Genomic DNA, 23,638 nt, shown 5'->3' on the forward strand with positions numbered 1-23,638 from the left:
AAAGCTAAGAAAACACAAACAAAAAACCTCCCATTTACATGAGAGGTTTTTTCATATTGATTAAACGTCCGCTAATTTCGGACAGTTGAAATGTACTTCTACATATTCCTTCTATACTGCCCGCCAACTTCAAACAACGCCGAAGTAATCTGCCCTAACGAACAAACCTTTGTAGCTTCCATTAAATAATCGAATAAGTTTTCGTTTTTAATTGCGGCTTCTTGTAATTGGCTTAAATGCTCATTTACTTTTGCTTCGTGGAAATTATGCAGATTATCCAACATCGTAATCTGGTATTGTTTTTCTTCTTCTGTGGCACGAATTACCTCAGCCGGAATTACCGTTGGCGAACCTTTTGAACTCAAGAAAGTATTTACACCCACAATAGGGAAATCTCCGTTGTGCTTTAGGGTTTCGTAATACAAACTTTCTTCCTGAATTTTAGAACGCTGGTACATCGTTTCCATTGCTCCAAGAACGCCTCCACGTTCTGTGATTCTATCGAATTCTTGCAATACGGCTTCTTCAACCAAATCGGTTAATTCTTCGATGATGAACGAACCTTGAATTGGGTTTTCGTTTTTCGCTAAACCTAATTCTTTATTAATAATCAGCTGAATCGCCATGGCTCTACGAACTGATTCTTCTGTTGGTGTTGTAATGGCTTCGTCGTACGCATTCGTGTGCAATGAATTACAGTTATCATAAATCGCATACAAAGCTTGCAACGTTGTTCTAATATCATTAAAATCAATTTCCTGTGCGTGCAAAGAACGTCCTGAAGTCTGAATATGATATTTCAGCATTTGAGCTCTTTCGTTGGCTCCGTATTTCAGTTTCATGGCTTTTGCCCAGATTTTACGTGCCACACGACCAATAACTGAATATTCTGGATCTACTCCATTAGAGAAGAAGAACGATAAGTTTGGTCCAAAATCGTTGATGTTCATGCCTCGGCTCAAATAATATTCCACGTAAGTGAAACCATTTGAAAGCGTAAACGCCAATTGCGTAATTGGGTTCGCTCCCGCTTCTGCAATATGATATCCAGAAATGGAAACCGAATAGAAATTACGAACGTTCTTCGTAATAAAATATTCCTGAACGTCTCCCATTAATCGCAACGCAAATTCGGTCGAGAAAATACAGGTATTCTGCGCCTGATCTTCTTTTAAAATATCGGCCTGAACGGTTCCACGAACTTGTGAAAGTGTTTTTACTTTTATTTCGTTATAAACCTCCAAAGGTAAAACCTGATCTCCTGTAACACCCAAAAGCATCAATCCTAAACCGTTGTTTCCAGCTGGAAGTTCGCCTTGGTATTTCGGTCTTTCGATTCCTTTATCTTTGTATAATTTGTTGATTTTTGCCTCAACTTCTTTTTCTAAACTATTTTCTTTGATGTAAATCTCACATTGCTGATCGATTGCGGCATTCATAAAGAAACCTAAAAGCATTGGTGCAGGCCCATTTATCGTCATACTTACTGATGTTAAAGCATGAACCAAATCGAAACCTGAATATAGTTTTTTAGCATCATCCAAACAGCAGATTGAAACCCCAGCATTTCCGATTTTTCCGTAAATGTCTGGACGCAAATCTGGATCGTTTCCGTATAAAGTTACGCTGTCAAAAGCGGTTGAAAGACGTTTTGCAGGCATTCCCGCACTTACGTAGTGAAAACGTTTATTGGTTCTTTCTGGTCCGCCCTCGCCCGCAAACATTCTTGAAGGGTCTTCGCCTTCACGTTTAAACGGATACAATCCCGAAGCAAATGGAAATTCTCCAGGAACATTTTCTTGTAAATTCCAACGCAGAATATCGCCCCAGCCTTCATATTTAGGCAACGCAATTTTAGGGATCTGTAAATGCGATAAACTTTCAGAATGTGTCGCGATTTTAATTTCTTTATCACGAACTTTAAAGCTGTAAACTGGATTTTTATATTTTGCTACTTTATCTGCCCAATTCAGGATAATTTCCCAATTGTACGGATCTAAATCCATTTTTACTTTATCAAATTGATTTAGTAAAAGGTTTAAAAAGATTCTATTTTCATCGTGTGTTTCGGCAGCTCTAAGTCCTTCGACTCCGCTCAGGAAGACGCTATCGTCGTCGATTCCTGCTTTTGTAATCTGAGGTACTTTTCCAGAAACAGATTCTATGGTTTTGAAGATTCCGTATAATTTCTGAGCTACTTTTTGCTGTGCAAGTGCCGTTTCGTCATAATTTCTATTATTCTCAGCAATTTCAGAAAGATATCTTGTTCTTCCTGGCGGAATCACAAATATCTTCTCGCTCATTTCTTTCGTGATTTCAAAAGTCGATTTCAAGTCAGAATCGGTTTTTTCTGCCACTTTATCCATGATCGCTTTATAAAGCGTGTTCATTCCTGGATCGTTAAACTGCGAAGCAATGGTTCCGAAAACTGGCATTTCATCTGGATTTTTATCCCAAAGATTATGGTTTCTTTGATATTGCTTTTTAACGTCACGTAAAGCGTCTAATGCACCACGTTTGTCAAATTTGTTTAAGGCCACTAAATCGGCAAAATCTAGCATATCGATTTTCTCCAATTGTGTTGCCGCACCAAATTCTGGCGTCATTACATAAAGAGAAACATCAGAATGATCCATAATTTCGGTATCAGACTGCCCAATTCCGGAAGTTTCCAGAATAATCAAATCGTATTTTGCGGCTTTCAAAACCTGAATCGCTTCGGCGACATATTTAGATAAAGCCAAATTCGATTGACGCGTGGCCAGCGAACGCATATAAACTCTCGGATTATTAATCGCATTCATACGAATTCTGTCTCCTAAAAGCGCTCCTCCGGTTTTTCTTTTCGAAGGATCGACAGAAATTAATCCGATTGTTTTTTCTGGAAAATCAATCAAGAAACGGCGAACCAATTCGTCAACCAAAGAAGATTTTCCTGCTCCTCCTGTTCCTGTAATTCCCAAAACTGGAATTTTAGACGTTGTATTATTTTCGTGAATCTGATCGAAAACAGGTTTTGCAATTTCTGGAAAATTCTCTGCTGCAGAAATCAAACGCGCAATTGCGGTTGGAACTTTATTTTCTATATGATCGATTTCTCCGTTTAATTTATCTCCAATTGGGAAATCGGCACGTTGTACCAAATCATTAATCATTCCCTGAAGTCCTAAAGATCGTCCATCGTCTGGAGAATATATTCTGGTAATACCATATTCATGTAATTCTTCAATTTCGCTAGGAAGAATTACTCCTCCACCACCTCCGAAGATTTTAATGTGTCCCGCTCCTTTTTCGCGAAGCAGATCATACATATATTTAAAGTATTCATTGTGTCCGCCTTGGTAAGAAGTCATGGCAATAGCATTGGCATCTTCTTGAATGGCGGTATTTACCACTTCTTCAACGCTTCGATCATGACCCAAATGAATCACCTCTACACCTGTAGACTGGATAATACGGCGCATAATATTGATGGCAGCATCATGTCCGTCAAAAAGCGAAGCAGCAGTAACAATTCTTACTTTATTTTTAGGAATATATGGTATTTGTTGTTCCATTTTATGAATATGATAATTTTAAGCGACCAATGTACAAAATATTTTAATATTTGATTAATACTATAGCTTTATGTTAACAAAAATAAATTGATTTCGTAGCCTTTAGGGGTAACAAATCTGCTAACTAATTGATATAGTTAAAGAAAGCTTAAAGACATGGCAATTTCGCAACATTTAAATAAAATAAGAAAACGTGTTTAGAGCACTCCTAAATTAATTTAGCATTGTAGAAAAGCCCCAAATTTTTACCAAAAACTTACGTAAAAAGTAATAACGTAAAAATTAAAAAAATGAGAACATTTTATTCATTCACCGTAATTTTAAGTTTGAGTTTTTTTGTATTTTCTTTTAACACAATTGAAAACAAGAACCATACATATAAAGCTTCAAACCATTTAACCGTTTACCATAACAATGATGATGTAAACGAAGTTTCAAACGACTTCTTTAAAAGATATTCGGATTTGAAAAAATATAAATCGGAGGTAATGTCTCTTTACAAAACCAGAACTCTAGGAACCATCTGGTTTGATGAAGACGAAATTAACGAATTTGGATCTGTTTTATATGAAAAAGCAAAAAAAACAAATGATTTGGTAATTCCTTATCAAAAAGAAATTGACCAATTATTTAGCGCTTCATCAGATAAAAGTACGCTTTCTCAAACAGATGCAGATATGCTTTTGAGTTCATTATATGTGCTTTACACCAAAAAAAGTAATGCTGATAAGAAAAGATTAGCTTATGATGCTATGCTGAAAGATTTTTTAAACTACAGCACTTTAGAGGAAACAACAGCGGTTGCATCTGATGCAAAAGTGGAATATGAGCAATATTATAAATTGCAAGATGTTCTGAAAAAATATAAAAAATTAGAAAAATCACGCAAATGGAAACCAATTGTTCCAGCAGAAACTCCATACAAAGAACTTCGTCCAGATGCTGTTTCGAGCACAATTGCACAAGTTAGAACCCGTTTGTATTTATTAGGAGATTTAAAAACCGATTCTAAAAGCGATGTTTACGATCGTGAATTGATGGATGCTGTAATGAAATATAAAGTTCGTAACGGTTTTAAACCTAATTATATTTTGGCAGAGGAACATATTAACGAAATGAATATTCCGCTAGAAGATAAGGTTGCCACTTTAAAATTGAACATGGAAAGATGCCGTGAAATTGCTGTCAAAATTGCTACAAGCGATGAGTATGTTTTGGTAAATGTACCTTCTTTCGAATTGGTTTATGTAAAAAACGGAAAAGTTCAATTGACTTCACCTGTATTTGTTGGAGCACCTTTAACTAAAACCACCATTTTTGATGGAGAAATTGACAGAATCGTTTTTAGCCCGTATTGGACCGTACCGCAAAGTATTGTACAAAACGAATTGAAATCCAAAATTGCTGCAGATCCAAATTATCTTGCAGAGAAAAATATGGAAATGGTTAACGGTCAAGTAAGACAAAAACCAGGACCAGAAAACTCTTTAGGATTAGTAAAATTTATGTTTCCAAATCCTGATGACATTTATATGCACGATACGCCATCTAAAACTTTATTCGATTTTGAAAAAAGAACGTTCAGCCACGGATGTATTAATGTGAAAATGGCTAAAGAATTAGCTGTTGCGATGCTACAAGATTATCCGGAATGGACTCAAGCAAAAATTGATAAAGCTATGGCGGGTAAAGTAGAAAACAGTTTTAAACTGTCTAAAAAAGTACCGATTTACATTACTTATTTTACTTCATTGGTAAATGAAAAAGGCGAAGTTGGTTTCTTTCAAGATGTTTATGAAAAAGATGCCATTCTAAATGGTGAACCACTTCAAGAAAATGCTATTGTAAATCAATAATTTACGCCAATAATTTTAGAGAGAATTTATCAGAATTAGATTTGATGAATTCTCTCTATTATTTTTACGAAATGGGCAAAAACAATACCGTAAAGTGTTATTCTAAAATCTTTTAAGGGTACTCGTGTTTTTAGAATTTTCTTTTTTTTGCACTATAATATTCAAGCCCCATTTTTTTTATAAATGTTTAAAATCTAAACTATTATGAAAACAAATAATATAGAAGGTCTTACAATGTTTGAGATAAACGTTTTAATTCAGCAGGGAGGAAAATTTATAATGTATCCTTTTATTATTTCTGAAATGGTAAAAAGGATTAAAGAGTCTAACATTTACTTTATACGCCCGAATGAGGGCACTTTTAAATATGCATTGAAGCACTTTTTTTTGAACTTATCGGCAAGCTGGAGAATTTTTCCTTACACGCCGATTTATATCTTAAAATCTTTATTTTATCTCATAAAAGGTGGGAAAGATTATACTGAAACTATATTAAAAGATTTAAACACCAACAAGCCAATTTACAAGCCGCAATCTAAACTATCGTATTAATTAGTTTTTAAAAGCTTTCCTTTAAAATCATCTTATATTTTTATAAGGTGATTTTTTTGTTTCTTATAAAACCAAATGTTCTTCTCTAGCCCCGATAGTAGTGGAAATCCTTTTGCTTTTTTCTTTAAAAAGCAAAAGATTGCAACGAATAGCGGGACAAGTGTTAATTATGAAACAAATTGTTTCTGCTCATCAAATAAAATAATGGCTTTATTTTTGAATAAGTAGTATTTTTGAAACTTAAATTAAAACTCCCAAATGAAAAAAATTTTATTATTAGCCGTTGCTTTTTCACTTAATTCTTGTGCGCAGGTGCCACAAATTTTAAATCAATTACCACAAATCTCTTCGCAGGTTGGCGGTGTTGACATCGCTTCTGGTTTAAAAGAAGCGCTAAATAAAGGAATTACAGAACAAGTGAGCAAATTAACCGCAGTAGATGGCTTTTATAAAAATGAAGCGGTCAAAATTTTAATGCCAGAAGAATTGCAAAAAGTAGATGCAACCCTGCGTAAAGTAGGATTAAGTTCTCTTGCAGATGAAGGAATCAAAATGTTGAATCGCGCTGCAGAAGATGCTGTAAAAGAAGCTACTCCTATTTTTGTTTCGGCTGTGAAAAATATGACTTTTACAGATGCTAAAAACATTCTTTTAGGAAGCGACAATGCGGCTACTAATTACTTGCAAAACAGCACAACTACTGCTTTGTATGGAAAATTTAGCCCTGTGATAAAAAACTCTTTTGCAAAAGTAGGCGCCGATGCAGTTTGGACAAAAATTATAACAAAATACAACACAATTCCATTAGTAAAAAAAGTAAATCCAGATTTGACAGATTATACAACTAATCAGGCTTTAACTGGCGTTTTTAAAATGATTGCTGTTGAAGAAAAAGATATTCGAAATGATATTTCTGCTAGAACAACGCCTTTATTGCAAAAGGTGTTTGCTATGCAGGATAAGAAGTAATTTTTTAAGCTGCTAAGGTACTAAGGGGCTAAGGTTCTAAGAAAAAACTTTGAGTTTAGTGCCTTTGTGGCAAACAAAACCAAAAAACCAACCAAAATGCAAAAAATAACCATCTTAATTCACTGTAAGGACCAAAAAGGAATTATTGCATCAGTGACAACATTTATTGCCAAAGTTGAAGGAAACATTACGTACATTGACCAGCATGTTGATGTTGAGCAAAATGTTTTCTTTATGAGATTGGAATGTGAGTTTGCAAACTCTAAAATTACAATTGAAAGCTTTAAAGAAGATTTTGACAAAACTCTTGCTTCTAAATTCAATATGTCTTGGGATTTGTACAATCAGGAACAAAAACCTAAAATGGCTTTGTTTGTTTCTAAATACGATCACTGTTTATTTGACATTTTAGGACGTTATAGCGCAGATGAATTAGGTGTCGAAATTCCGATGATTATAAGCAATCATAATGATTTGCGATCTATTGCAGAACGTTTTGACATTCCGTTTCATTATGTTCCTTTTACCAAAGACAATAAAGAAGAGGGTGAAGCAAGACAAATTGAGCTTCTGAAAAGATATCAGATCAATTTTATTGTTTTAGCGCGTTACATGCAGATTGTTACTCCGAAAGTGATTTCACTTTACGAAAATAAAATCATCAATATCCACCATTCGTTTTTACCTGCTTTTCCTGGAGCAAAACCGTATCACTCGGCTTTTAAGCGCGGTGTAAAAATTATTGGTGCAACGAGTCATTACGTTACAGAAGAATTAGACGAAGGTCCGATCATTGAGCAAGATATTGCCAGAGTTTCGCATATTCACTCGGTAGAAGATTTTATCATGAAAGGCCGTGACTTAGAACGAATTGTCTTAGCAAGAGCCATTAAACTCCACGCCGAAAGAAAAACTATGGTGTATAGTAATAAGACGGTGGTGTTTTCTTAATTAAGTGACAAAGGTTCAAAGTAACAGAGAGACAAAGTTTATTGGCTATCTTAAATATCTGTTCTAAAATATAAAACCCGATAAGTTAAATACTTATCGGGTTTCTTTTTAAATCTAGTATAAAAACCTTTGTTTCTTTGTCACTTTGTTTCTTTGCATCTTAACGAGCAACAATGTTCAATCTTGGATCATCAAAAGCATTTACTTCCTCCATTGTCATTCCTAGAGCGTTTGCTACACCTGCTCCGTATGCTGGATCGGCTTTATAGCAATTTCTAATATGACGAACTTGAATAAATTTCTGTGCTCCACCTACTTGTCCAGCGGTATTTTTAAACAAAAGCTGTTTCTTTTCTTCTGTCAGCAAGTTGAATAATAAACCTGGCTGCGTGAAATAATCGTTATCGTCTTCTCTAAAATTATGCGCATAAGCATCTCCGTAAATTGCCAATGGCGGTTCTTTTAATTCTGGTGTGTCCTGCCATTCTCCAAAACTATTTGGTTCGTAGTGTTTACGGCCTCCATTATTTCCGTCAACACGCATTCCTCCATCTCTGTGGAAAGTATTATACGGACATCTTGAAGCATTTACTGGAATTTGATAATTGTTTACTCCTAAACGGTAGCGGTGTGCATCTCCGTAAGAGAATAAACGTCCTTGAAGCATTTTGTCTGGAGAGAAACCAATTCCAGGCGGCACATGCGCTGGGTTAAAAGCAGCCTGCTCCACTTCTGCAAAATAGTTTTCTGGATTTTTGTTCAATTCGAATTCTCCAACTGGAATTAGCGGAAAATCTCCTTTTAACCAAACTTTAGTTAAATCGAATGGATGGAAACGGTACGTTCTAGCCTGTTCTTCTGACATAATTTGAACAAACATTTTCCATTTTGGGAAGTTTCCTTCTTCAATGGCATCAAATAAATCTCTTTGATGGCTTTCTCGGTCTCGTCCTACTAATAAAGCAGCTTCTTCATCCGATAGATTCTCAATTCCTTGTTGCGAAACTAAGTGGAATTTTACCCAGTGTCTTTCGTTTTGCGCATTAATAAAGCTAAATGTATGGCTTCCAAATCCATGCATTTCTCTATACGATCTCGGAATACCTCTGTCACTCATTACGATTGTAACTTGGTGTAAGGCTTCTGGTAATAATGTCCAAAAATCCCAATTGTTATCAGCACTTCTTAAATTGGTTTTTGGATCACGTTTTACAGCGTGGTTCAAGTCAGGAAATTTCATCGGATCACGAAAAAAGAAAACTGGCGTATTATTACCTACCAAGTCCCAATTTCCTTCGTTTGTGTAAAATTTCATGGCAAAACCACGTATGTCTCTTTCGGCATCAGCAGCACCTCTCTCTCCTGCAACAGTTGAAAAACGCACAAACATTTCGGTCTTTTTACCAATTTCAGAAAATAAGTCAGCTTTTGAATATTTGGTAATATCATGTGTTACAGTAAAAGTTCCGTAAGCACCAGATCCTTTGGCGTGCATTCTTCTTTCGGGAATGACTTCACGGTCAAAATGCGCCATCTTTTCTAAAAACCAAAAATCTTGTAATAAGACGGGTCCGCGAGGGCCAGCTGTTTGAATGTTTTGATTGTCTGGAACGGGAGTTCCTGTTGCGGTTGTTAATTTTTTGTTTGATTCCATTTTGCTGATTTTTAATGTTTTATCAAATATACAAACTTATTCTTACCATATTCATAAACAAAATTGATTGTTATTATATTTTAATAATCAAAAATTATTTTACGTTACAGAAAGCTCAAAACAGCGATTCGGCAAATCTTAACTTATGACCAACAAAGTAATAACAAAACCTTAACAGCATAAAATTGATATATGTCGGACATTTGTAATGTAATAAACTGGTTATTTATTATTTTGGTTTTGGTTAGTTAAATGATGCCGGCGTCTTCGAGATGCCGGCATTCTTTTTTAGATAAATCCTGAAGGATTTATTTAAATTCCAATCAAAAAATTCCAAATTCCAAATTCTGGCGAAATTCCATTTTTTTTAAGGACCCAAATAAAAAATTCCAAATTCCAACTTTACAATTGGAATTTGGAATTTTAAAATATTGGATTTTTTTTCATAATATACATTAACTTATCTCCAACAAAGTAATAACAAGACCTTAACAGCATAATATTGATTTATGTCGGACATTTGTAATGTAATAAACTGGTTATTTATTATTTTGGTTTTGGTTAGTTAAATAAATGCCGGCGTCTTCGAGATGCCGGCATTATTTTTTTGCATTAAAACCAATAATTTTAAATTAAATTCCAATAAAAAAATTCCAAATTCCAATTTTACTGGGCGGGAAAATTGGAATTTGGAATTTTTTTATTGGAATTTATTTTTAATTTTTTAGCCTTTCGTGAAGCAGTTTAAAATAAGCAAAAGCCTTTAGCAATCTGCTTCCATGCCATGAAAACATTTCTCCATCTACGAAAATGGTTTTGGCGTGATGCGTAAATCTTCCTATTTCAAAAGCATCTTCTTCTTTAAAAGGATACGGTTCTGAAGAAAGAAAAACAATATCAGGATCGCCTTCGAGACGCATTTTCTTCAACTCAATTTCAGGATAACGACCTTTATCTTCGTAAATATTTTTAAAATGATTCAGTTTTAGCAATTCATTTATATAAGTATCTTTTCCTGCAACCATATAAGGATTCTTCCAAATAAAATAAGCCGCTTTTTTTTCCTTTATATCTTGAACATAGTTTTTGAAATCGCTCAAGGCGAAAGCCAGTTTGTTATTCCACTTTTGCGCTTCGGTTCTGCAATTGAATAATTGACCGAAATCTGAAATCATTTGAAAGTTATCTTCTATTGTCACAATATTCGTTACCCAAACTGGACAAATAGTGCTCAATTGAGCTACAATTTCTTCTGTATTTTCTTCTTTATTGCAAATAATAATGTCTGGTTCTAGAAGTTTTATTTTTTCAAAATGAATCTTCTTAGTCCCTCCCACAATCTTTTTGGTTGATTTAAAATGAAACGGATGCACACAAAACTTCGTTATTCCGATAATTTTTTCTTCGAGACCTAAATCATATAATAATTCTGTTTGCGAAGGAACAAGCGAAATAATGCGTTTTGGAGTATTTTCAAAGGAATGAATAGTTCCAAGCTGATCGATGATTTGTTTCATGTTTCAAGTTTATTTTTGTTTCAAGTTATTGGAGTGTCAACTTAACCGCAAAGTCCGCAAAGGTTTCGCAAGGTTCGCAAAGAAATAACTTTTGCGTTCTTAGCGTAAAACCTTTGCGGACTTTGCGGTTAGATTATGTTCAAAATAAAGCAAACTTGAACTTTAAACTTGAAACTTTAAACCAATAATCTCTTCCATTTCTTGCTGTACTTTCAAAGCTTCTTCTCTAGCCTTTTCAGCAAAATCAGTTCCTTTAGAAGCGTAGATAATAGCTCTCGCAGAATTTACCAAAAGACCAACTTTATCATTCATTCCGTATTTGCATACTTCAGACAAACTTCCGCCTTGCGCTCCAATTCCAGGAACAAGCAAGAAACTGTCGGGAACAATTTTTCTAATTTCTGTAAAATATTCTGCTTTTGTTGCACCAACAACGTACATCAAGTTTTCACTGTTTTTCCATGTTTTAGAAGTTTCTAAAACTTGTTTGTACAATTCTTTTCCGTTTGCATTTAAAGTCTGGAAATCGAAAGCGCCTTCATTTGAAGTTAAAGCCAGCATTATGGTATGTTTATTTTCGAAAGCCAGAAAAGGCTCAACAGAATCTTTTCCCATATAAGGAGCAACCGTTACACTATCAAAATTCAAATCTTCAAAAAAAGCTTTCGCATACATGCTAGACGTATTTCCGATGTCGCCGCGTTTTGCATCTGCAATCGTAAAAATATCAGGATAATTTTCGTTGATATAATTGATTGTTTTTTGCAGAGACATCCATCCTTTTATTCCGTATGCTTCAAAAAAAGCGGTGTTAGGCTTGTATCCAACAGTCAGATCGTGTGTAGCGTCGATTATGGCTTTATTAAACTCAAAAATCGGATCTTCCGTTTCTAATAAATGCTGTGGAATCTTTGCTAAATCTGGATCTAAGCCAACGCATAAAAATGATTTTTTTTGAAGAATTTGTTCGTGTAGTTGTTGTGTTGTCATCGTTGTATTTTATAGTGCGGCAAAATTACAAAATGATAATTAGAAAATGTGCCAATTAAATAATTAGATAATAAATATATAGATGTCTTTAAATCAATTTCCAATTGGCACATTATCTAATTTTCTAATTAACATTGAATTCCTACAACAACTATTAAAAATTGTGTAAAGCGAAAAAACTCTTGAAAAGTATCTTTGAAAAACAACATTAAAAATACAATTATGAGCCCAAATATCGGAATTACGCCAAAAAACTTAAAAAAGAGCGCTTCTATTCTTGCCACGATTTTATCTAACGAGATGACATTATATGTAAAAACGAGAAAATTTCACTGGAATATTTCTGGAAATAGTTTTATGGAACTTCACAAATTGTTTGAAGAACAATATCGCATTCTGGAAGCCAATATTGATGAAGTCGCAGAACGCATTAATCAATTAGGAGAAAAAACAATTGGTACAATGAAAGAGTTTATAGACAATTCTACCATAAAAGAATCTCCAAAAGAATATGCTTCGCAAAAAAATATGCTATCTGAACTTTTAGAAAATCATGAACAGCTTATAACAGAATTTAGAGGTTATCTCCCTGTTTTTGAAGACGAAACCAACGATGCCGGTTCTGCAGATTTTGTAACTGGATTGTTGCAGCAACACGAAAAAATGGCTTGGATTCTGAGAAGATATCAGGAGTAGTTTTCAAAAAAATGAAAATTATGCAACAGTCAGAAAAATAAATGTAACAGAAAGCTGGCAGATAAATTGCAATTTTACAATACAAATAAATATAAAAAGAGACATCATGAATACTACAGAAATAAAAGGAAACTGGAATGAGTTAAAAGGAAAATTAAAGCAAAAATATGCTGAATTAACAGATGACGATTTGATGTTTGCTGAAGGAAAAGAAGACGAAATGTATGGAAGACTTCAGCAGAAACTGGGAAAAACAAAAGAAGAATTTCATCAAATCCTGTCAGATTTGTAAATCCTTGCAACTCAATCAGGGAAATACCGTCTAGTAAAAATATTAGACGGTATTTTTTTGAAAAAATTATTTTAAAATCACATTTACTTGTAATTCTATATCATTTAAAAGCAAAAACAACAAATAAAATAAGTATCTTTAACCAAATTTCTATAAAATGAAACTATTTATAAAGTTCGACATTAACACTATTTGCTCTCTTTATTTAAAACAAAACCTGGAACAAAATAATATAAATTTTACAACTCTGGGATTTGGCGAAATTGAGATTGAAGACAATCTTGATGCCGAAGCACTGGAGAATTTAAAAACCAATTTGGCTCCGTGCGGTTTTGAAGTAGTTGAAAATCAAAAAAGTGTCTTGGTTCAAAAAATAAAAGATGCTATTATTGAGCTTGTATTTATGGATGACAACAATAATTACAAAAGTTCTGTGTTCTTGGCAGAGAAGCTAAATCACAGTTACGGATATTTATCTAATGTTTTCTCTGAAGTAACATACTCTTCTATTGAAAACTTTATTATTTTGCAGAAAATTGAAAGAGCAAAACAGCTGATTATTATCAACGAAATGAGTTTGACCGAAATTGCTTTTTTACTAAATTACTCTAGTGTTGCGCATTTGAGTACGCAGTTTAAAAACACGACTGGAATTACGCCGTCTGCTTTTCAGAGAATTATTAAGAAACGAAGAGAAAATTTAAAATAAAACCCAAATACCACGATCAAAATGCAAAAAAACGCATTACACATTTTATTGGCCGATGATGATGAAGATGACCGTCTTTTTTTTAAAGATGCGTTTGAAGAAATAAAAATACAGACAAATGTAAATTTTGTTCATGACGGAATGCAGTTGATGGATCATTTAATGAACCCAGACAATAAACTTCCAGATATTTTGTTTCTAGATTTGAACATGCCTAAGAAAACAGGTAAGGAATGTTTGATTGAAATCAAAAAAACGGACCATTTAAAAGATATAATTATTGCCATTTACTCTACCTCTTCTTCTGAAGAAGATATTGAAGATACATTTATTCAAGGCGCTAATATTTACATCAAAAAGCCAAGCGATTTCAATACATTAAAAAAAATAATTAATGAAGTCGTGACTGTTAACTGGCATTATCATACCTCTGGATTAAACCGTGATAATTTCTTGCTGCGACTAAAATAAGAGCATACCAATGAAATGGATACCAAATTTTAATTCTTCAAACTCTTTGAGAGTTATTTTTGTAATCGCAGTTTTCATTCTGTTATTTCTATCTTCCATTGCTTACAAACATAATCAGGACTTGAATGAATCAAGCAAACTGGTTATGCATACTTACGAAATTAACATACAGCTCGAGCGACTAATGTCGGCGATAAAAGATGCAGAAACGGGCCAGCGAGGATATATTATCACTCGCAATGCCCGTTTTTTAACGCCTTATATTTATTCGCGTGACAAGGTAAATACTTCTTTCATTACCTTAAAAAAACTGACTGCCGACAATAAGGAACAGCAAGAAAACCTGCAAAAACTTTTTAAACTCATTACGCAGCGTTTCGTTTCTTTTGAAAATTGTTTAAAGTACAGCGATCCTAAAACTTACGACAAAAGAAAGTTGGACAACCACATGTTTGGCGGCAGGATTTTAATGGAAAACATCCGTTTTAAGGTCGACGAAATGAACGATATTGAAAAAACATATCTCAAAAAAAGACTTAAAATTTACGATGACGAAATTTCATTAAGTCCGCTTTTTTCTATTTCGCTATTCTTAGTTGCCTTAAGTTTCATATTGCTAGCTTATAGACAAATAAGCCGTGATTTTGAGCGTTTAAAAGTTTTCAATAAAAGACTTTTAATCTCTAGCGGTTTAATTTCTGAATCTGAAAGCATTGGTAAATTCAGCACTTGGCAATGGGATTTAGATTCTGATAAAATAGATTTTTCAGACAATCAGTTCCGATTATTGGGTCTTGAACCAAAATCTTTTGCTCCAAATAAAGCAACACTTCTTAAATATGTTCACCCAGATGATAAAGAATCTGTGGCAAAGGCAATAGATGGCATTATAGACAAGAAACATCTTCCGTTTGTATACTATAAAATTATACGCCCAGATTTTGAAGTCCGTTACTTTAAAACAACTGGTAAATTAGTAACCGACCAGCAAGGCAGTAAGATTTTGCTTGGAATTAATTTTGATATTACAGACGAGCATCTTCTTAATATCGAACTTCAGGAACGTAATAAAGAGTTGGAAAAAAGCAATAAAGAATTGGCTTCTTTTAACCACGTAGCGAGTCATGATTTGCAAGAACCGCTTAGAAAAATACAGACTTTTATTTCCAGAGTTTCAGACGCGGATAAAGAAGTAATGTCTGAAAGCGGCAAAAATTATATCACAAAAATTGAAAGCTCTGCAAAAAGAATGCGCGTTTTAATAGACGATCTTCTTTTGTTTTCGAGAACAAATACGACTAAAAAAGAATTCATTAAAGTAAACTTGAATGAACTCTTAAATAATGCCGAATCTGAACTGGCAGAAATGATAGAAGAAAAGAAAGCGGTTATTACGGCTCCAAAACTTCCTAAACTTTCTGTAATTCCGTATCAGATCGAGCAGCTTTTTATCAATTTAATTGGAAACTCGCTAAAATACAGCCAGCCCGATATTAGACCAGAAATATCCATTTCTAGCGAAAAAGTAAACTCTTCTGATTATCCAGAAATTTTAGAACAGTCTGTTAAGAAGTTCCATAAAATTACTTTTACAGATAACGGAATGGGATTTGACCCGCAGTTTAAAGAAACAATTTTTATTCTTTTTCAGCGTCTTCATTCCAAAACAGATTATCCTGGAACCGGAATCGGATTAGCGATCTGCAAGAAGATTGTCGAAAACCATAAAGGACATATTACAGCCGATAGTACTTTGGGCAAAGGCTCGGTATTTACCGTATTTCTTCCCGATTAAATTTTAAATACCCAATCACATAAATAGGATCTCTATTATTGTAAGAAAAAAATCTTTCCATTTTTATACGATTAAGAAAAAGAAATTATAGTCAAATCTGTAATTTCTTTTTTTTGCTCTAAACAAAAACCCTTTAAAGCATTGATTTTAAAAGGATAAAACCAAAATGTAATTCTATTATGGGAATTATATAACGTTTCATTTTTATGCTGTAAAGGAAAATCTTTCATTCGTTAGCATCTTTGTAATGTAATACTTTATGAAGTAATAATGAAAGTAATTCCCCCCATGAAGACTGCTTATTTTAAAGTCTTTTTTTCATTCTTGTTAGTTATTTGCATCACGTCTTGCAGAAAAATTAATCCGATTGAAAATACTTTGAAAAACCAGGCTTTTGCAAAAAATGAAAGAGAAGAAACAGAAGTATTCTTTTTTATTTCAACGGCGAATATCACTAAATCAATTATTTCAAAAAGTCAAATTGCACAGCAGAAAAGTTCAGATATAATTGTTCAGGAATTAAGCAAAAGAATCGAAGTTCAAGAAAACCAATTGTTGCAAGAACTTAACAAAATGGCCACATCTAAGCTCATTGTCATTACTGAAATAAACGCCACGCACAAACGAGACCTGTACAACCTCATTGATGCTAACGGCAACGATTTTAATGCTATTTATTTGGATGCCGTTTCAGAAGGAATCTGCGACCAGATTGAGCTGCTTGAGACCATTTCTAGAGAAACAAACGACAAAGCAATTCTCGAATTTGTTCTTAGATTTTTGCCCGAACAATATAAACTCTTACGAGAGACTGAAAGATTAAAAAAACAAAATGAATAAACGCCTATTATCTATCTATTAACTAAATTATTTATCATGAAATTACAAGCCAATTTTTTATGCGCCTTAACACTTTTTTTATCAGCATCATTTGGAATGCTGCACGCTCAGGACACTAATGTAACAACCGAATTCGGTGTAAAAGGGGGATATAACATGTCTAACTTAATCGACAGCGGTGATGATGTAAACGACAATAATATTTTGTCTGGTTTTAATGCCGGTTTTTATGCAACACTTCCTGTTTCAGATTTTGTAGCCATTCAGCCAGAGATTTTGTTTACTACAAAAGGAGCTAAACTAGAATATAATGCAGTTTTTTTTGAAGGTGATGCTAAATTCAGACTTAATTATATTGAAGTTCCTTTGCTTGTGAGAGTAAATATTACAAAGAACTTTAATGTTCATGCTGGTGGTTATGCTTCTTACTTAGTAAGTTCAAAAGTAACTGGAGACGGAGTTGAAATCAATGAAGAAGTTGACAGAGACAATTTAAACAAGTTTGATGCAGGTATTGCTGCAGGTGTAGGAGTTGATTTTGATCCAATTAGTATCGGAGTTCGTTACAATTATGGTTTAACAACCGTTGGTAAAGAAAGAACTGTACTAGGAGAACCAGTTACTTTTCCTGACGTTAGAAACAGCAACTTGACTTTATACCTATCGTATAAGTTAAACTAAACGAAAAATTAATTATTAACCGCTAAAATAAAAAACCATGTCAAACTTATTATACACACTAGCAGTGATTCTGGTGATACTTTGGGCTCTTGGGTTCTTTGTTTACAGTTTCGGAAGCATTATTCACATTTTGCTGGTAATTGCCATAATTGCCGTACTGCTTCGACTTATTAAAGGTCGGGAAATTTAAAAAATCACATTTTATTAAATCAACAAATTATCAATATTAATCATTTAAAATTATTTATTATGAAAACTAGTAGCACAATTTTAGGAATTTTAGGAGCCGCAGCTGCGGGAGCATTCATAGGTGTTTTATTTGCACCAGACAAAGGGTCAAACACAAGAAAAAAAATCAAAGATAAATCAAGAGATTATAGCGATAACTTGAAAACAAAATTTGATGGTGTAGTAAACAAAATCACTTCAAACGGTAAAGATATTATCGAAGAAGGAAAATCTAAACTTAACCAAGTTAAAGATGATTTTAACACAATCAAAGATGACGTTAAAACAGTAAAATCAAACTATTAATAGATTGTATTAATTAGTGAAATTTTCAAACCATAAAACCCTATATCATGGAACCAAATGCAACAACAAACGAGGATTTAAATCTTTATGAAAAAGCTGAAAACTATGCTAAAACAAGTTTAGAATTATTAAAACTAAAAACAGTATGTTCAGTGGCTGATGGTGCCGCATCATTAGCATCTAAGATAGCGATTGGCATTGTTGTTGCATTTTTTACCTTGTTCCTAAACATCGGAATAAGTTTGTGGATTGGAAAAGAACTTGGAGAGTATTACTACGGCTTTTTTATCATGGCACTATTTTATCTTATTCTAGTAATTGTTGTGGTAAAATCACATCATAAATTGATTAAAACGCCGATAGGAAATACTATTATTTCAAGTATTTTAAAAGAAACTAAAAACTAGATTTAACATTAATACACATAAAAAGACTATGGAGGCTATTTACAATATTGATCAGTTAAATCGAAAAATTGAGGAATTAGAAGTTCGCCAGGATACAGAATGGTGCGCGATAAAAGACCATATCGATGAGCTTAAGGAAAACCTAAAACCGATAAACCTGATTCGAAATACGGTTGAAGAAATCAACGAAACAGTTGGTTTTAAAAGCCACTTGGCACAATCGGTAATCAGTATCGGAATTGGTTATGTCGCCAAAAGATTCATTGTCGGAAAAGGCGACTCGATGTTTAAAGGAATTTTGGGTTCAGTCGTTCAGCTTATCGTAACGAATCTGGTTTCGAAACCTCATCCAGAATCTTCTGAAGAAGACGAAGATTCATCACAATATGAACCATCTAGAGAGTAATTTGTTAACGTAAATTTATATATTATGGAAAAGTTTAGCGAAATAATGATAAAAAATGGTGTATACGTTTACTCTAATCTATATAAATGTTTTGAATATACGAGAGTATTTCTAGGTGTATAATTTTCATCATACGTTTTTGGGGAAACGGTTGATGAAAAAACACCTTCACTATATATTTTACAAAAAATAAAAACCAACTTTTGGGGAAGTTGGTTTTTATTTTTTATAAGTCACAAAGATACAAAGGTGCAAAGATGCAAAGATTAATTCTTTGTCCTTTGCGCCTTGTTCTTTTTAACCTTTGGCACTTTGGCACTCTGAATCTTTGTCACTATTATCTATAATCTTGATAAATCGGCAATTTCAAACCGGCGTAAATATTACAGCCTTTTGAATTATTCGAAAACAAATTAGAGAAAAGAGTTCCTGAGCCGATAAACAACGGACCTGCTCTAAAACCTGCTCCTACTGTTGTTCCGCTGTATTGCATGTGTGTTACAGGAAGGTAGAAACTAAATTGTCTGGTTTCGTATCTTGGCGTAAAAGTTACTGAATTGGCAATCGCCGTTCCGTTTACTTTTTTGGCGTCTACTAAACTAAAATCACCACTTAGATTCAAGTAAAACTTCTGGTTGATGTTCCAGTCAAAATTGGTGTGCAAAGCCGTTGGAAGATTTGCTTTTACCCCTTTTCTAGAAGAAACTTTGGTATAATTGGCATCAAAAAATTCAAAAATATCTTCAGCATCTTCAATGTCTTGCTGCGTTACACTTCCTGTCAGGCTATACGTATTCTCGACAATATTGTGGTAATTTATCTTTCCGATATCCGTTACAGAAGCCGCCACTTTAAACTGATAACGGTTTCCTTCGCAAGTGTGACAATTGGTTTGATATTCGTAAGTAAAACCTAAATCGACTCCTACTCCAGCCGAAGCCATATCAAATTTTGGATCATCTCCGTTCTCATAATCATAACTTGCAGCCGTTTTTATAGTTCCTGTCGAATAATATTCGCTTTGTGAAGGATTGGCATCGTTTTTATTGAAAACCACGCTTAAATCATTTCCATTGATATACCCGTTAACACCTGCCATAAGATATTTAAGGGTAAGACCACCTTTTACAAAATGATCATCACGATTGAACAAAACCGTAGCATAACTCGCTCCTATCTCAGCCCAAGAATTTGTAACCCCATTCGGATTTCCGCCCGTGATTAAAAAACTCTCAGAAGCATCGACATCTTTGTTCACCTCATCAATAAGCTGACCGTTTATGCCGACAAGATTGGTAACACTTCGTACACGTGTAAAAATTGCCACACTATGTACAGGCGTAATATTGAACATTACAGAAGGCCCCATAATATCAATATTGAAATTTCCTCTGTTGTTCGATTTAAAATTTTTGCTCGCTTCTGTATCCAGATCATAACCGCCGTCTAGAACATTAGCAAAATTAACTCCGTACAAGTCATTCTGTGCCGTTGCACTAATAGATCCAAACGTCACATCGGCTCTGTATTTAGAATCTACAATATTCGACGGATTAAATAATGCCGACTGAATTCCAGCATAATTATCATCCCGAAATCCGAAATACGATTGCGATCGCGCATAAAAAAAGCTTCCAAAGAAGCAAAATAAAAGTAAAGTTCTCTTCATAACTAAAAATTGATTGGTTGGTTTATTTTAGAGTTTCTGAAGCGCTAAGATACTATCCCAAAACTTTGGGAATGCATTTTTTAGGTTATTTTTTTAAGTTTTCTTTAACATTTTAAAATTCTTAAGAAAATACTTTCCCTACAGAATAGTAAGTTCCTAAGATTCTTATACCGAAGCTTCACTATAAATTTTAGAAAATTTTCAAAACAAAAAAAGCCGAACAAAATGTTCGGCCTTTTTTTATTTTAGAGCCAGAGAGGAAACTCTGAACCTTTGTTACTTTGTCACTTTGAACCTGTGTACGATTAGTACACCTCAGAAGCTTCCTTCAATTTCTCCATATTATTAACCAACTGAAGCTCGGCAACGATTTTCTGAATATCACCATTCATAATGTTTCCTAAATCGTAAAGTGTAAGACCAACTCTATGATCGGTTACACGACCTTGAGCGTAGTTGTACGTACGAATTTTTGCCGAACGGTCTCCAGAACTAACCTGAGAACTACGTTTTTTAGCATCTTCCTCTTGCTTTTTGGCCAATTCCATTTCGTACAAACGAGAACGTAAAACCATTAAAGCTTTATCTTTATTCTTGTGCTGCGATTTCTCATCCTGACATTGCGCCACCAATCCTGTTGGAATGTGCGTTAAACGTACAGCCGATTTCGTTGTATTTACCGACTGCCCTCCAGGACCAGACGAACAGAAGAAATCGACACGAACATCGTTCATATCAACCTGAACATCAAACTCCTCCGCTTCGGGCAAAACCATAACCGTAGCAGCCGACGTATGCACACGACCTTGAGTTTCTGTCTGAGGAACACGCTGCACACGGTGAACACCCGCTTCAAACTTCAAAGTTCCGTAAACATCTTCTCCAGTAACTTCAAAAATAACCTCTTTGAAACCACCCGAAGTACCCTCGTTCATATCTACAACAGAGGTTCTCCACCCCATGCTTTCGCAATATTTAGTATACATTCTGAATAAGTCACCTGCAAAAATACTCGCTTCATCTCCACCCGTTCCGGCACGAATCTCCACCATCACGTTTTTAGCATCTTCAGGATCTTTAGGAATCAGCATAAATTTGATTTCATCCTCCAATTCTGGCAAACGATCTTTAGCTTCATCCAACTGCATTTTCGCCATTTCTACCATTTCAGCATCACTACCGTCAGCAATAATTTCGTTAGCCTCATCGATATTTGCCAAAACTATAATGTATTCTTCTCTCTTTTCAACCAAAGCCTTAATACTTTTATATTCTTGGTTGAGCTGCTTATAACGCTTCTGATCTGAAATAACATCCGGCTGAATAATCAAATCCGAAATCTCATCAAAACGCTGCTTTACATATTGAAGTCTATCTAACATTTTCTTTTCCTTTATTTGGACTGCAAAATTACAAAATTTTTATCGAAAATTCTAGAATTGATTTTTTGTGTTTTTGGAGGGGGAAGTTTAGGGGAATTAGGAAGGGGTTTTAGGAGCTATTTCCTGTCCCGATAACTATCGGAACTATAAGTCTGCGGTATTAATTAAAGAAATTTTCGTCTGCCTAAAAAGGATACCACTGCTATCAGGGCTAGGGTTTTGATTTCCATAAGATGGATTATGGTTTTCCGTAAGATTATTGGATTGAAAGGAGTTTATTTTGATAAAAATAAATTCTAACCAAAATCAGGTATTTTTACTTGGTGATTAATTTAAATTAAAAACGATGTTTGCTTTTGGCTATTGTAAAACATTATTTAAAGACTTTTTAAGAAATTAAGCATTAAAAATATAAATAAAAATGAAACATATTGCACCTGCATTAAACTCAAATTCATTTCATTGTCCTCATTGTGGCGTACTAGCTGAGCAAACTTGGTCAACAAGAGGTATAAATGCTGGTTATGTCGAAGCTTTAGCAAATGGAACTAATCAGAATAATTTTTATATATTAAAAAATACGTCAACTGCAAAATGTAAACATTGTAATGCGTTTTCATTGTGGCATGAAGGGAAAATGGTTTTTCCTTTAACAGGAAATGTAGAAATGGCAAATTCTGATTTACCAGAAGATATTAAAAATGATTATAATGAAGCTAAAAACATCGTAAACATATCTCCTCGTGGAGCTGCCGCTTTGTTAAGGCTTGCTGTACAAAAATTATGCATTCATTTAGGTGAAAAAGGTACAAATATAAATGATGACATAAAGAGTTTAGTAAAAAAAGGATTACCTCAAACAATGCAACAAGCCTTGGATAGTGTTAGAGTTATTGGCAATAATGCTGTTCATCCTGGAAAAATTGATTTGAATGATGATGCTAAAATTGCATATGCTCTTTTTGGATTTATAAATATAATTTGTGAAATATTGATTAGTCAACCAAAAAAAGTTAAAGATTTTTATGAAACCTATATTCCTGAAAATCTAAGAGCTGAAATTGAAAAGCGTGATAGTTAACTCTTAAAAAAAACTAATGTTTTATTAACTAATATAATTTATTAATATAAAGTAAAAAAATGGCAAACATAGCTTGGTCAAATTTATCAAACTTACAATCAAAATCATATACCTGCGGACACTGCGCAAACCCAATAGCTGCTCAAACTGGATTTACTGGTAAAGAATCAAACATTATATCTGCATATATTTATATATGCCATTTTTGCAAAATGCCAACTTTTTTCCATCAAGATATTCAAATACCCGGAGCTCAATTTGGTCACCCTGTAAATCATATTCCTGATGCAAATGTTGAAAAGTTATATGAAGAGGCAAGAACATGTTTTTCTTATAATGCTTTTACTTCATCTGTAATGTGCTGTCGTAAATTGCTCATGAATATTGCAGTTAGTGAAGGTGCCGAAGAAGGAAAATTTTATATAAATTATGTAGATTACTTGGAGGAAAACAATTTCATTCCTCCAAAAGGTAAAGCTTGGGTAGACACTATAAGAAAAATAGGTAATGAAGCCAATCATAGCATCGAATTTAAAAGTCAAGAAGAAGCAAGATTAATTCTCACTTTTGTTGAAATGCTACTAAAATTTATATATGAAATGCCTGGAATGTTAGGAAACCCATAATTG

At 33.9% G+C, this 23,638-nt stretch carries 24 protein-coding genes; 17 read left to right on the forward strand and 7 right to left on the reverse strand.

All coding sequences use genetic code 11. From position 1 onward, the window contains the following. Positions 1-98: 98 nt before the first annotated feature. On the reverse strand, positions 99-3,557 hold the full coding sequence (locus AC3E9W_RS09820; protein ID WP_488768207.1) for a methylmalonyl-CoA mutase family protein: 3,459 nt from the start codon (positions 3,555-3,557) through the stop codon (positions 99-101). A gap of 290 nt (positions 3,558-3,847) precedes the next feature. Between AC3E9W_RS09820 and AC3E9W_RS09825 the strand changes: the two genes are divergently transcribed. The 4 genes from AC3E9W_RS09825 (at position 3,848) to purU (ending at position 7,885) form a co-directional block, all read left to right on the forward strand. Further along, on the forward strand, positions 3,848-5,413 hold the full coding sequence (locus AC3E9W_RS09825) for a L,D-transpeptidase family protein (RefSeq protein ID WP_488768208.1): 1,566 nt from the start codon (positions 3,848-3,850) through the stop codon (positions 5,411-5,413). Positions 5,414-5,617: 204 nt separating this feature from the next. After that, complete coding sequence (locus tag AC3E9W_RS09830) at positions 5,618-5,965, forward strand: hypothetical protein (protein WP_456893546.1); 348 nt, start codon at positions 5,618-5,620, stop codon at positions 5,963-5,965. Positions 5,966-6,223: 258 nt separating this feature from the next. Then, a complete protein-coding gene (locus tag AC3E9W_RS09835; protein WP_456893547.1) occupies positions 6,224-6,934 on the forward strand; it encodes a DUF4197 domain-containing protein in 711 nt (236 codons plus the stop codon). A gap of 96 nt (positions 6,935-7,030) precedes the next feature. Next, a complete protein-coding gene (purU, locus tag AC3E9W_RS09840) occupies positions 7,031-7,885 on the forward strand; it encodes a formyltetrahydrofolate deformylase (RefSeq protein WP_488768209.1) in 855 nt (284 codons plus the stop codon). 160 nt (positions 7,886-8,045) lie between these two features. Here purU and AC3E9W_RS09845 read toward each other — a convergent pair whose 3' ends face one another. The 3 genes from AC3E9W_RS09845 to pyrF form a co-directional block, all read right to left on the reverse strand. Continuing rightward, entirely contained in the window at positions 8,046-9,539 is a 1,494-nt protein-coding gene (locus AC3E9W_RS09845; protein ID WP_456893549.1) for a catalase, read from the reverse strand. Positions 9,540-10,255: 716 nt separating this feature from the next. Then, positions 10,256-11,056, reverse strand: a complete 801-nt coding sequence (locus AC3E9W_RS09850) for an ABC transporter substrate-binding protein (RefSeq protein WP_488768210.1) — start codon at positions 11,054-11,056, stop codon at positions 10,256-10,258. Positions 11,057-11,218: 162 nt separating this feature from the next. Continuing rightward, complete coding sequence (gene pyrF, locus AC3E9W_RS09855; protein ID WP_488768211.1) at positions 11,219-12,046, reverse strand: orotidine-5'-phosphate decarboxylase; 828 nt, start codon at positions 12,044-12,046, stop codon at positions 11,219-11,221. Positions 12,047-12,268: 222 nt separating this feature from the next. Between pyrF and AC3E9W_RS09860 the strand changes: the two genes are divergently transcribed. The 5 genes from AC3E9W_RS09860 (at position 12,269) to AC3E9W_RS09880 (ending at position 16,009) form a co-directional block, all read left to right on the forward strand. After that, the gene (locus AC3E9W_RS09860; protein WP_306156805.1) at positions 12,269-12,742 is read left to right on the forward strand and encodes a Dps family protein; all 474 of its coding nucleotides are present in this window, start codon (positions 12,269-12,271) and stop codon (positions 12,740-12,742) included. A 106-nt stretch (positions 12,743-12,848) separates the two neighbouring features. Next, positions 12,849-13,034, forward strand: coding sequence for a CsbD family protein (locus tag AC3E9W_RS09865; RefSeq protein WP_012024385.1), 186 nt, complete (start codon positions 12,849-12,851; stop codon positions 13,032-13,034). A 157-nt stretch (positions 13,035-13,191) separates the two neighbouring features. Then, positions 13,192-13,743 (forward strand): helix-turn-helix domain-containing protein, encoded by a 552-nt coding sequence (locus AC3E9W_RS09870; RefSeq protein ID WP_306156812.1) that lies wholly within the window; start codon positions 13,192-13,194, stop codon positions 13,741-13,743. Positions 13,744-13,764: 21 nt separating this feature from the next. After that, positions 13,765-14,214, forward strand: coding sequence for a response regulator (locus AC3E9W_RS09875; RefSeq protein WP_125719171.1), 450 nt, complete (start codon positions 13,765-13,767; stop codon positions 14,212-14,214). A gap of 10 nt (positions 14,215-14,224) precedes the next feature. Further along, a complete protein-coding gene (locus AC3E9W_RS09880) occupies positions 14,225-16,009 on the forward strand; it encodes a CHASE3 domain-containing protein (protein WP_456893552.1) in 1,785 nt (594 codons plus the stop codon). A gap of 71 nt (positions 16,010-16,080) precedes the next feature. Here the strand turns inward: AC3E9W_RS09880 and AC3E9W_RS09885 are convergent, their stop codons facing one another. Further along, on the reverse strand, positions 16,081-16,239 hold the full coding sequence (locus tag AC3E9W_RS09885) for a hypothetical protein (RefSeq protein ID WP_488768212.1): 159 nt from the start codon (positions 16,237-16,239) through the stop codon (positions 16,081-16,083). A gap of 40 nt (positions 16,240-16,279) precedes the next feature. On the opposite strand from AC3E9W_RS09885, the gene AC3E9W_RS09890 reads away from it, so the two are divergent. The 6 genes from AC3E9W_RS09890 to AC3E9W_RS09915 are packed head-to-tail and all read left to right on the forward strand — an operon-like array spanning position 16,280 to position 18,877. Beyond that, positions 16,280-16,849 carry a DUF4142 domain-containing protein gene (locus AC3E9W_RS09890; RefSeq protein WP_488768213.1) on the forward strand — a complete coding sequence of 190 codons (570 nt, stop codon included), beginning with the start codon at positions 16,280-16,282 and terminating at the stop codon, positions 16,847-16,849. Positions 16,850-16,885: 36 nt separating this feature from the next. Further along, on the forward strand, positions 16,886-17,530 hold the full coding sequence (locus AC3E9W_RS09895; RefSeq protein ID WP_488768214.1) for a porin family protein: 645 nt from the start codon (positions 16,886-16,888) through the stop codon (positions 17,528-17,530). Between the two features lie 37 nt (positions 17,531-17,567). Next, positions 17,568-17,720: a lmo0937 family membrane protein gene (locus tag AC3E9W_RS09900; protein WP_141248143.1), complete on the forward strand. Its 153-nt coding sequence runs from the start codon at positions 17,568-17,570 to the stop codon at positions 17,718-17,720. A gap of 59 nt (positions 17,721-17,779) precedes the next feature. Then, positions 17,780-18,064 carry a YtxH domain-containing protein gene (locus AC3E9W_RS09905; protein WP_306156823.1) on the forward strand — a complete coding sequence of 95 codons (285 nt, stop codon included), beginning with the start codon at positions 17,780-17,782 and terminating at the stop codon, positions 18,062-18,064. A 47-nt stretch (positions 18,065-18,111) separates the two neighbouring features. After that, positions 18,112-18,471, forward strand: a complete 360-nt coding sequence (locus AC3E9W_RS09910; RefSeq protein WP_306156825.1) for a hypothetical protein — start codon at positions 18,112-18,114, stop codon at positions 18,469-18,471. Between the two features lie 28 nt (positions 18,472-18,499). Continuing rightward, on the forward strand, positions 18,500-18,877 hold the full coding sequence (locus tag AC3E9W_RS09915; RefSeq protein WP_488768215.1) for a hypothetical protein: 378 nt from the start codon (positions 18,500-18,502) through the stop codon (positions 18,875-18,877). Positions 18,878-19,214: 337 nt separating this feature from the next. Here the strand turns inward: AC3E9W_RS09915 and AC3E9W_RS09920 are convergent, their stop codons facing one another. Both AC3E9W_RS09920 and prfA read right to left on the reverse strand, forming a co-directional pair. Beyond that, the gene (locus AC3E9W_RS09920) at positions 19,215-20,546 is read right to left on the reverse strand and encodes a DUF5723 family protein (RefSeq protein WP_488768216.1); all 1,332 of its coding nucleotides are present in this window, start codon (positions 20,544-20,546) and stop codon (positions 19,215-19,217) included. Positions 20,547-20,851: 305 nt separating this feature from the next. Then, on the reverse strand, positions 20,852-21,928 hold the full coding sequence (prfA, locus tag AC3E9W_RS09925) for a peptide chain release factor 1 (RefSeq protein ID WP_125719152.1): 1,077 nt from the start codon (positions 21,926-21,928) through the stop codon (positions 20,852-20,854). Between the two features lie 421 nt (positions 21,929-22,349). Between prfA and AC3E9W_RS09930 the strand changes: the two genes are divergently transcribed. Together AC3E9W_RS09930 and AC3E9W_RS09935 are read left to right on the forward strand one after the other, a co-directional pair. Next, positions 22,350-23,009 (forward strand): DUF4145 domain-containing protein, encoded by a 660-nt coding sequence (locus tag AC3E9W_RS09930; RefSeq protein WP_488768217.1) that lies wholly within the window; start codon positions 22,350-22,352, stop codon positions 23,007-23,009. A 59-nt stretch (positions 23,010-23,068) separates the two neighbouring features. Further along, on the forward strand, positions 23,069-23,635 hold the full coding sequence (locus AC3E9W_RS09935) for a DUF4145 domain-containing protein (protein WP_488768218.1): 567 nt from the start codon (positions 23,069-23,071) through the stop codon (positions 23,633-23,635). The last annotated feature ends 3 nt before the right edge of the window (positions 23,636-23,638 follow it).

The sequence above is a fragment of the Flavobacterium sp. 38 genome (genome assembly GCF_057799715.1).